This window comes from Gaoshiqia hydrogeniformans (genome assembly GCF_049347105.1).
Classification (GTDB): domain Bacteria; phylum Bacteroidota; class Bacteroidia; order Bacteroidales; family Prolixibacteraceae; genus Gaoshiqia; species Gaoshiqia hydrogeniformans.
In genome coordinates, this window is sequence record NZ_CP186334.1 from 3,628,550 (window position 1) to 3,638,618 (window position 10,069).

A 10,069-nucleotide genomic window follows, 5' to 3' on the forward strand; every position below is an offset into this window, starting at 1 on the left:
TATGGCTGTAAATTACCCATTGGTCAAGTTCCATTTCCAGGTTGAATGGGGAGGAACAAAAATTGGATTCACCGAAGTTTCCGGTCTCGATGTGGAAACCGAAGTTGTGGAATACCGCCACGGCGCCAGTCCGGAATACTCAAAAGTAAAAATGCCGGGCCTGCAGAAATTCAGTAACATCACGCTTAAGCGCGGCACCTTTGCCAGCGATAACGAGTATTACAGCTGGTGGAATACCGTGAAACTGAATACAATTGAACGGCGCGACATCACCATCAGTTTGCTGAACGAGGAACATGAGCCGGTGATCAGTTGGAAAGTGAAAAATGCCTGGCCAGTCAAGGTCCAGTCAACCGACTTAAAAGCCGACGGAAACGAAGTGGCAATTGAGTCGATGGAGTTGGTACATGAAGGACTGATCATTCAAAATGACTGACAATGAGCAATTATTATCCTCCTTTGGCCTTTCACTTTAAAGTGGAGTTTACCAACCTGAAAAGTGAGTACGAATTTCAATCGGTATCCGGTCTGACGATCGATTTTGATACCGAGGAATTTGCCGAAGGAGGTGAAAACCGGTTCAAACACAAATTGCCTGTCAGAACAAAGTTCCCCAACCTGGTTTTAAAGCGTGGGCTGCTGACCGATTCCTCCCTGGCAAAATGGTGCCGGGAGGCGCTCGAAGATTTTAATATTTCGCCTACCGACCTTACGATCAGTTTGTTGAATGAAGAACACGAACCGCTGATGACCTGGAACGTCGTTCATGCCTATCCGCTGAAATGGGCCATGGCCGATTTTAATGCAGAAGAAAGCAAAATGGTGATCGAAACCATTGAACTGGCATACAATTATTTTAATATCAAGTAACATGCCTATTGAAATAAAAGAACTGCATATCCGGATCAACGTCGACGAAAGTTCGCAAACGGCAAGTTCCGAACAATCAAAAACAAATGAGCAGGACAAGCTGATTGCCGCTTGTGTGGAACAGGTGATGGAACTATTGGCTAAAAACAGGGAGAGGTAAGATGAGCGGAGAACTGATAAAATTGAGAATTAAAGCCTTTCGGGATGAACGGTTTTCGGATGAAGTGGCCGACGGGGAATTTAAGACCCTGTTGAACCCTGAAAATTATAAGTTCAAGTATAAAATTGAACAAAATGAGGAACAGGCTTCCGGAACCAGCGCCATGGCGCCCCGCTTCAATAAGGCCTTGCCCGAAGATCTTGAACTTCAGTTTGTTTTTGATCGTACCGGCGTGCTTGTCGATTACACTTCGCCGGGAGGTGAAGGCAATAAAACGTTTAAAGACGAGGGCGGAGGCATCATCGACGATGTGGAGCAGTTTAAAAAGGTGATTTTCGATTACAACGGCGACGAACATAAGCCAAACTACCTGGTTATCTCCTGGGGGACGCTTCTGTTCAAAGGGACCCTCGCCGAAATGGACATCACCTTTAAACTGTTCAAAGCCGACGGAACTCCCCTGAGGGCGGTGGCAAATGCGAAATTTAAAGGTTTTGTTGAGGACGACCTGCGGGTTGCCCGCGAAAACAACAGTTCGCCCGACCTGACCCATGTCCGTACCGTTCAGGAAGGAGATACGCTCCCCTTGATGGCTTTCCGGATATACGGCGATTCGAAATATTACCTCGAAGTAGCCAAAGTGAATCAAATTTCCAATTTCAGAAAACTGAAGGTGGGACAACAGATCTTCTTTCCGCCTATCGAAAAAGTTTAAATGAAATGCCCCAGTCCGAAGTCATAAATACAGCGCAGTCAGCCGATTTAATCACACATAAAATTCTGATTGAAGGAGAAGAACTGTCCCGGTCGTATTCCGTTGCAGGTATTACCGTGGAGAAGGAAATCAACCGTGTGCCCCTGGCTAAGATTATCCTGATTGACGGGGATCCGGCTGCCCGCGACTTTGAGTTGAGCAACCAGGATTTATTGATTCCCGGGAAGGAGATTGAAATTAAGGCAGGTTATCATTCCGACGAAGAAACCATTTTTAAAGGCATTGTAATTAAACACAACCTCCGGATCCGGTCCAACCAGTCCCAGTTAATTATTGAATGCCGGGACAAAGCGGTAAAGCTGACCGTTGGACGTAAAAGTAAGTATTTCCACGAAAGCAGGGACAGTGACCTCCTGGAAGAAATCATTGATACTTATGGTTTGGAAAAGGAGGTGGAAGCAACCAGCGTAGAACATAAAGAACGGGTGCAATACCAGGTATCCGACTGGGATTTCTGTGTCGTCAGGGCGCAGGCCAACGGGAAAGTTGTGGTGGTTGACGATGGTAAAGTAACCGTTAAAAAGCCGGGTTATGATCAGGATGAAATTGAAACGGTAAGCTACGGTACCAACTTGCTGGAATTTGACGCCGAAATGGATGCGCGGAACCAGTTTCAGCAGGTGAGCTCGTATGGCTGGAATGCGTCGGGGCAGGAATGGCTCGAAATTGAGGCAGACAGCCCTTCGCTGCCGCTGAACGGGAACCTGACTCCCGGCGACCTGGCTTCCGTGGTCAATTTGGAAAAACTCGGTTTTAAAAGCGGCGGCGCTACCCCGGATGTGGAATTGCAGGAATGGGCCAACGCCAGGGCACTGTTTAACCAACTGGCAAAAACCCGTGGACGCCTTAAGTTCCAGGGTATTCCGGCGGTAAAACCCGACACGGTCCTGAAACTGCAGGGCGTGGGTGAGCGGTTTAACGGGAAGGTGTATATTTCGGCCGTTCGCCACCAGATTACGGAAGGAAACTGGACCATTGATGCCCAGTTTGGAATACAGCCCGACTGGTTTTCAGAAACGGTTGCTATTGCCGATACGCCGGCCGCCGGCTTAATGGCTCCGGTAAACGGGCTGCAAATCGGAATTGTCACCCAGCTCGAAAACGACCCTGATGGTGAGGACCGCATCCTGGTCCGCCTGCCCGTGGTCGATCATCAGGGCGAAGGTATCTGGTCGCGCGTGGCCACCCTCGACGCCGGCGAAAACCGCGGTTCATTTTTCCGCCCCGAAATCGGCGACGAAGTGATTGTTGGCTTCATTAACGAAAACCCAAACGATGCCATTGTATTGGGAATGATGAACAGCAGCGCCAAACCGGCGCCCCTTGCTGCCAGCGACGATAACCACGAGAAGGGCTTTACTACCCGCAGCGGGATCAAATTCATTTTTAACGACGAAAAAAAGTCGGCTACGCTGGAAACACCGGCCGGAAAGAAATTGACACTCGACGACGACGCCGGCCTGATTGAATTGATTGATGAGAACTCAAATAAACTGTTGATGGACGCGGACGGGATCACCCTCGACAGCCCGGCCGGAATCAGCCTGAAATCAAGCGGAGATATTACGATTGAAGGCATAAATGTTACGGTGAAAGCCAGCGCTCAGTTTAAGGCAGAAGGATCCGGCGGAGCCGAGGTTTCGACCAGCGCCATTGCTGTTTTGAAAGGTTCGTTGGTACAAATAAACTAAGATGGGAGCAGCCGCACGAATAACCGATATGCACACCTGCCCGATGGTGACAGGTACCGTGCCCCATGTGGGAGGGCCGGTATTGCCTCCCGGCGACCCCACGGTATTAATCGGCGGGATGCCGGCTGCCCGGGTGGGCGATATGGCTACCTGTACGGGGCCGCCCGACTCCATTGTCATGGGTTCGTCAACAGTACTGATCGGCGGAATGCCGGCTGCCCGTATGGGCGATTTAACGGCACACGGCGGACTTATCGTAGCCGGATGCCCCACCGTTTTAATTGGAGGATAACATATGGAAACAAACAGATCATTTCTTGGCAGGGGCTGGAGTTTTCCGCCCGAATTTAGTAAGGGAACAAATGCCGTGGTTATGCTCGAAGATGAAGATGATATCCGGAGCAGCCTCGAAATCCTTTTGTCAACCCGCCTGGGAGAACGCATCATGGTTCCGGATTACGGCTGCAAGCTCGACGAACTGTTGTTCAACCCCTTGAATCTGACTGTAAAAACCAGGATCGTTGATTTGATTAAAACAGCGATCCTCTATCACGAACCTCGAATTGACGTCAATAAAATTGAAATCGACCCCTCCGACGAGTTGCGCGGCGTATTGCTGATTAACATCGACTACACCATCCGTACAACCAACTCCCGGAGAAATATGGTTTACCCGTTTTACAAAGAGGAAGGAAATGAATTGTAACATATTGATATATGACTAATTGCGGAAAAGATATCTTATCAGCGCGCGAAGGCTCCGGGCAGATGCAGCGTTTTATTAAAGCGTTGGATCCCGAATCGGTTCAGCTGAACGATTTCAACCTGAAAGAGTGGATGACATTTGCGTACCGGTTTGCGCGGCACATAAATTATTTCGATCCGGTTGATGCCGTAAATCCGTCAGGAAACTGGGAGGGATTTTTTATACCGGATTCAGAACTGGATGATTTTCTGCAGTTGGCCGACGATGGCGAAAATTTAAACCCGCATTTGGCTTTGTTTGTCAGTTTTATACGCCTGCTGGAATTTTCGAAAAACCGGTTTAACAAGTTGACCAAAAGACATCTTGATTTTTATTACCGCCGGATATTGAAAATCGAAAAATTACCGGCTACCCCCGATAAGGTCCATCTTATTTTCGAACTGGCCCGAAATGTGGCCGACGAAAAGATTAGCCGCGAAACCGCCCTGGACGGCGGAAAAGATTCACTCGGCAAAAAACGGATTTATAAAACAACCGGAGAACTGGTTGCCAACAAAAGCCGGGTTGCCCAACTGAAGAATGTTTATACCGATCACGTACATAAAAAGATGAAAGCCGCCAATAAAGCCGATTCATACGACGGGAACGACGCCGCATTCCCGAATGATGAGGTAAAATGGTGGCCTTTCGGTCATTACGGCGATGCCGCTTACCCCGAATTGGCCGATGCGAAAACAGGCTTTGCCCTGGCGTCAACCATCCTCGAATTGCAGGAGGGAATGCGAAATGTGCAGATTACGGTTGATTTTGCCTCAAGCCCGGATGCCGTTCCGTTCCAGGCGCTGCAGGATCACATCGCCATTTATTGTTCGGGCGAAAAAGGATGGCTTGGCCCCTTTCAAGTATTGCCCCAGGTTGAAGATGAGAGCGGAAATGTGCTGTTTACTTCTTCGATGAACAGCGGACAAAAAAAACTGAAAATTGCTTTTCAACTGCCGAAAGAGGAAGGTGCGCTGGTGGGCTATCAGCCGGATACGCTGGGCGAAAACTTTCAAACAACAAAGCCGGTGTGCCGTGTCCTCATAAAAACCGGAAACGAAGGCGGATTTGACTTGTACCGGAACCTGGTGTCGCACGAAATAAAAAAACTGACACTAAACGTCCATGTGCGCGGCATTAAAAGCCTGGCGCTTGAAAGTGATATCGGTACACTGAATGCCGAAAAGCCGTTTTATCCGTTCAGCACGCAGCCCGTTAAACGGTCAAATTTTTATATCAGCTATCCCGAGCTCTTCAAAAAAAGCTGGAAGAGCCTGGATGTTGAGATAAAATGGAAAAATACGCCGGAAAGCACAAATGCCAGTGTTGATCCTTTTGAAAATCTGTACTATGCTTATCGAACAGATTACATCTTTCAGGCCAATCCGTCAAAATTTATTACGGCCATGTTTTTTAAGAACGTTGGCGATACGCTCTGGCAATTCAATTCGAAACCGGATAACCTGATCGTTACCAGCGACGCTTATTTTAAAGCCGCCGTTGAAATACTGGAAAAAGAAGACTGGCAAACGGTTGATCCGGCAAAGACTTTGTTTACCAAAGCCTCAGATGGCAGCTACCAAACCAATTTCCAGGTATCCAACGCAGGTGGCGAGGCCGGAACGAAAGGTCCGGTGCGTTTGTCGCTCAACCAGTCGTTTCTGCATGAGTTATTCCCGCGGATTTATGCGCTGGCATTCACCAGCGAGGAAAAAGATGCCCTGATCCCCAATGAACCCTATACCCCGATGGTGGACAGCATCAGCCTGAACTACGAAGCGGAAGCCGGCATGAATTTGGGAGTGAAGGAAGAGGCGTATCGTCAAAATCCGGTCAGCCTGTTTCATGAGCACCCGTTTGGCCAATCCGAAGAGCATCCCTGGCTGAAAAGTCGGTTAATTTTTTTGACGGCCGACGACAAAAAAATCAAGCTGCTTCCGGCCTATTGTAAAGGCGGAGAACTGTATATCGGCCTCGAACAGGCCGAAAACCTGCAGCAGGTTTCATTGCTGGTTCAGGTTTTGGAAGGTAGTGAAAACCCGCTTGCCGAGTCATTTACCGGAAAACAAAAAGCCGAGTGGTCGGTTTTGTGCCAAAATGAATGGAAAAGCCTCGATTCCAATTTCATGATTTCAAATCAAACAGACAATTTCCTGAAATCGGGGATTGTTCAGTTTTCCATTCCGGCCGATGCCACACACGATCATACCCTTCTGCCCGCCGGTTTAGTTTGGATAAAAGTGAAAATCCACAAGAATTATGATGCCGTGTGCAAAACCATCGCGATTCTGGCACAGGCCGTTCCGGCTGAATTTGCACCCGACGGGAATGATTTTCTGCACCTGGAGAAAGGGCTGGAAGCCAAAACCATATCCAAACTGGTGCAGCGTGTAGCCACCGTCAAAGGCGTATCGCAGCCGTTTTCAAGCTTTGGCGGCGCCCCCGAAGAATCGGACCAGGCCTACTACCGCAGGGTGAGCGAACGCCTGCGTCATAAGAACAGGGCCGTCGCGCTGTGGGATTACGAGCACATTATTTTGCAGCAATTTCCTGAGGTGCATAAAGTGAAATGCCTGAACCACTCGTCCGAAACCTCATTCCTTTCTCCCGGAGATGTACTGATCGTGGTGATTCCGGACATTGTGAACAAAAATGTCTTCGATATTTTCCAGCCGAGGGTCAGCAGAGCTACTCTGAATGCCATACAAAATAAGATCAATCAACTCAACACGCTGCATGTAAACGCAAAGGTGATTAACCCGGATTACGAAGAAATTACCGTGAGCCTGAAGGTGAAATTTCATACGGGCTACGATGAGAATTATTACCTGAAAGTGTTGAACGAAGATATCACCAGGTTGCTTTCGCCCTGGGCATTCGAAGAAACTGCGGCCATCGAATTCGGCATCACGCTGCACCGGAGCGTGGTCATCAATTACATCGAAAAACTGACATATGTGGACTATGTGGAAGATGTGAAACTGATTAAAAACGGCGAAATAAGCCTGGCGCGGGTCGCGCCTTCGTGCCCGAAAGCCATTCTTGTTTCGGCCAGACAACACCAGCTAACCACCAATATAAAAAGTTGTGCCACCATCACTGAAACGAAAGAAACATGTCAGACTTAAACAAACATATCAGCATCCCTAAAAACGTATCTGCCCAAAACGACCTGGATTATTCGTTTTTGAGAAAGGAAGGCCAGAACTATATCGAGCAGCTATCGGGCCGGTTGTGGACAGATTACAATTCGCACGATCCCGGAATAACCATCCTCGAAATGCTGTGTTATGCCATCACCGATCTGGGGATGCGGATGGATTTGCCGATGGAAAACCTGCTGGCCCCTGAGAGCCCGGCAGCAAAAAAAATTGAAGAGCAGTTTTTCAAAGCGTCAGAAATTTTACCTTCCAAACCGGTTACCGAACTCGATTACCGAAAGCTGTTTATTGATATTGAGGGGGTAAAAAACTGCTGGTTAAAACCCTATAAAAAAACGGTTTATGTTGATTGCAAAAACGACCGGCTTTCGTATAATGCGGAGGATTTTGCCGCCACACACGAGGATTTCAAAAAAGAATTTATTCTGAAAGGATTGTATTTGGTGATTGTTGATTTTGACGATGAGATTGAAACGGCAGAACAAATCAGCCAGGTAAAAGATGAAATAACAAAACGCTTTCACGCCAACCGGAGCTTGTGTGAAGATTTAATCGACATTAGCGAAGTGGAGGTCCATCCGGTGGCTGTCTGCGCGAGCATCGAATTGTTTCCCGAGGTGGATGAAGAGTTGGTCCATGCCCGGGTATTGCGGGCCATCACGGATTATTTTTCGCCTTCCGTGAAATTTTACTCGCTCAAACAAATGTTTGACAAGGGTTATACGTCGCCCGAAATCTTTGAAGGTCCGGTTCTTGAGCACGGCTTCCTTGATTTTAATGAGCTGAAAGCAGCCACCTTGCGTACCGAAGTCCGTCTGTCGGATATCATTCAGCTGATCATGGATATTGAAGGGGTGAAAAATATCAAAGACATTTCCATGACCGATTGTCAGAATCCGGACGATGAGGCCGATGGCTGGCTGATTTGTATTGATGAAGGTAAAAAACCGGTGCATTGCCCCGACAGCGCTTTCAGTTACTATAAAAGTCTTTTGCCGGTCAACATCAATCAATCGAAAGTTGAGGCTTACCTGGCCGAAATGGAAGACGCGGAGAACCTGGAACAGGCGCTGGCCCGGGTTGATATGGAAATCGAAACGCCCGAAGGAATTTACCTGCAAACCGGCGAAACGACTACCATTCAAAACGATTTCCCCGACACCTACGGAGTCGGGCAGACCGGTTTGCCGTCGACCGTTAAAACCGTCAGAAAGTCGCAGGCAAAACAGCTAAAGGCCTACCTCTTGTTTTTCGATCAGATCCTGGCGGGCTATTTTGCCCATCTGGCGAAGGTAAAAGACCTGCTTTCGGTGGATAACCAGCTGAAATCAACCTATTTTATACAAGCGGTGAACGACCTGAAAGATTTCGAAGATATCGTATCCGGCTACCCGGCAACCGATCCGGAAGAGTTGACTAAGCTGTTGTTTGGCGGGCTGGACAATGTGGTTGAGCGGAAAAATAAATTACTCGATCATTTGATCGCCCGCTTTGCCGAGAAGTTCAGCGATTTTGCTTTTCTGATGAAAGAATTGTACGGCAGTTTTGCCGACCAGGCTGTTCTTTTGGCTAAAGAAAATTTTCTGAAAGCGTATCCGGTGATCAGCCGCGAACGGGGAAGCGCGTTTAATTATTACCAACAACCGGTATCCGAACTGTGGGATACATCCAATGTGGCAGGGGTGCAAAAACGAATTGCCCGCCTCACCGGCATGAAAAACGATCACCGCCGGAACCTGTCCGATTCTTTTGTCGAATTTTACGACCCCGATGAAACGGACGACAAAGAGGTATATCGCTGGCGAATCAGGAACCAGTTTGGAAACATTGTTTTATCGGCTACCGAAAATTACCCGGCCTTATCGCTGGCTGAAAAAGAAATGTACCTGGCCATGATCCGGATTATTGAAACCTCCCCGGAAACGGTTATCGAAGCCTTTAAACAGGAGATCAAAGATGAAGATGAAGTTGGAAATTTTGAAATTCAGCGTTCTGAAACCGGCAAATATTCCTTCGATGTGATTAACCTGGAAGCGCCGGCCAACAGTTCGGCGCGTATTATTGCCCGGCAGTACAGCTATTACAATACCCAGGAAGAACTGATGCAGGCCATCCTCGAAATCATTGCCTTTATGACCACCATTTTTACCGAAGAAGGTATTTTCCTGGTTGAACACATCCTGTTACGCCCCGATGTTACCCAAACGGATATTCCTCCCGACCAGTTTATGCCGGTTTGCACCGATAACTGCGAAAGCTGTGAGCCGGTTGATCCGTATTCGTACCGGGTGACCATTGTACTCCCGGGATGGACCTACCGGTTTTCCAACATGGATTTCCGTGAATTTATGGAAGACCTGATCCGGAAAGAACTCCCGGCCCACATCCTGCCCCGCATTTGCTGGATTGGTCACCGCCGGGGCAAAATACCCGACGAAGAAAATGATATGCTGTTATTCGAAAAAGCCTATCAGGACTTTCTGCTGGCAAAAACCAATGCCGGGCAAGCTCAGGATGAAATGAAACTGAAGGAATTCATAGAGATACTCAGCAAGCTAAACTCCGTTTATCCATCCGGAAAATTAATTGATTGCGATGATGAAGATGATGAATTGGCAGGCAGGATCATCCTTGGCCGCACCAATATTGGAAACCTTTAATTAAAAC

General features: G+C 48.1%; 9 protein-coding genes. All 9 read left to right on the top strand.

The annotated features are described in order from the left end of the window. The first annotated feature begins 1 nt into the window (after position 1). Genes ACOIT5_RS14580 through ACOIT5_RS14620 form a run of 9 tightly spaced genes read left to right on the top strand, consistent with a single transcriptional unit; the run spans position 2 to position 10,062 of the window. A complete protein-coding gene (locus ACOIT5_RS14580; protein WP_423126892.1) occupies positions 2 to 436 on the top strand; it encodes a phage tail protein in 435 nt (144 codons plus the stop codon). Positions 437 to 438: 2 nt separating this feature from the next. Beyond that, the gene (locus ACOIT5_RS14585; RefSeq protein WP_423126893.1) at positions 439 to 870 is read left to right on the top strand and encodes a phage tail protein; all 432 of its coding nucleotides are present in this window, start codon (positions 439 to 441) and stop codon (positions 868 to 870) included. A gap of 1 nt (position 871) precedes the next feature. Next, positions 872 to 1,030: a DUF5908 family protein gene (locus ACOIT5_RS14590; RefSeq protein ID WP_423126894.1), complete on the top strand. Its 159-nt coding sequence runs from the start codon at positions 872 to 874 to the stop codon at positions 1,028 to 1,030. A gap of 1 nt (position 1,031) precedes the next feature. Further along, positions 1,032 to 1,745, top strand: coding sequence for a CIS tube protein (locus ACOIT5_RS14595; protein WP_423126895.1), 714 nt, complete (start codon positions 1,032 to 1,034; stop codon positions 1,743 to 1,745). Between the two features lie 5 nt (positions 1,746 to 1,750). Further along, on the top strand, positions 1,751 to 3,496 hold the full coding sequence (gene vgrG / locus ACOIT5_RS14600) for a type VI secretion system tip protein VgrG (protein WP_423126896.1): 1,746 nt from the start codon (positions 1,751 to 1,753) through the stop codon (positions 3,494 to 3,496). A gap of 1 nt (position 3,497) precedes the next feature. Next, on the top strand, positions 3,498 to 3,788 hold the full coding sequence (locus tag ACOIT5_RS14605; RefSeq protein WP_423126897.1) for a PAAR domain-containing protein: 291 nt from the start codon (positions 3,498 to 3,500) through the stop codon (positions 3,786 to 3,788). A 3-nt stretch (positions 3,789 to 3,791) separates the two neighbouring features. Next, positions 3,792 to 4,202 carry a GPW/gp25 family protein gene (locus tag ACOIT5_RS14610; protein WP_423126898.1) on the top strand — a complete coding sequence of 137 codons (411 nt, stop codon included), beginning with the start codon at positions 3,792 to 3,794 and terminating at the stop codon, positions 4,200 to 4,202. Positions 4,203 to 4,213: 11 nt separating this feature from the next. After that, on the top strand, positions 4,214 to 7,369 hold the full coding sequence (locus tag ACOIT5_RS14615; RefSeq protein ID WP_423126899.1) for a baseplate J/gp47 family protein: 3,156 nt from the start codon (positions 4,214 to 4,216) through the stop codon (positions 7,367 to 7,369). After that, complete coding sequence (locus ACOIT5_RS14620) at positions 7,357 to 10,062, top strand: hypothetical protein (RefSeq protein ID WP_423126900.1); 2,706 nt, start codon at positions 7,357 to 7,359, stop codon at positions 10,060 to 10,062. Before ACOIT5_RS14615 ends, ACOIT5_RS14620 begins: the two co-directional genes overlap by 13 nt. Positions 10,063 to 10,069: the final 7 nt, after the last annotated feature.

Coding starts and splice junctions, on each gene's coding strand:
- ACOIT5_RS14620 (WP_423126900.1), top strand. CDS start 7,357: ATGTCAGACTTAAACAAACATATCAGCATCCCTAAAAACGTATCTGCC.
- ACOIT5_RS14585 (WP_423126893.1), top strand. CDS start 439: ATGAGCAATTATTATCCTCCTTTGGCCTTTCACTTTAAAGTGGAGTTT.
- ACOIT5_RS14590 (WP_423126894.1), top strand. CDS start 872: ATGCCTATTGAAATAAAAGAACTGCATATCCGGATCAACGTCGACGAA.
- vgrG (WP_423126896.1), top strand. CDS start 1,751: ATGCCCCAGTCCGAAGTCATAAATACAGCGCAGTCAGCCGATTTAATC.
- ACOIT5_RS14595 (WP_423126895.1), top strand. CDS start 1,032: ATGAGCGGAGAACTGATAAAATTGAGAATTAAAGCCTTTCGGGATGAA.
- ACOIT5_RS14605 (WP_423126897.1), top strand. CDS start 3,498: ATGGGAGCAGCCGCACGAATAACCGATATGCACACCTGCCCGATGGTG.
- ACOIT5_RS14580 (WP_423126892.1), top strand. CDS start 2: ATGGCTGTAAATTACCCATTGGTCAAGTTCCATTTCCAGGTTGAATGG.
- ACOIT5_RS14615 (WP_423126899.1), top strand. CDS start 4,214: ATGACTAATTGCGGAAAAGATATCTTATCAGCGCGCGAAGGCTCCGGG.
- ACOIT5_RS14610 (WP_423126898.1), top strand. CDS start 3,792: ATGGAAACAAACAGATCATTTCTTGGCAGGGGCTGGAGTTTTCCGCCC.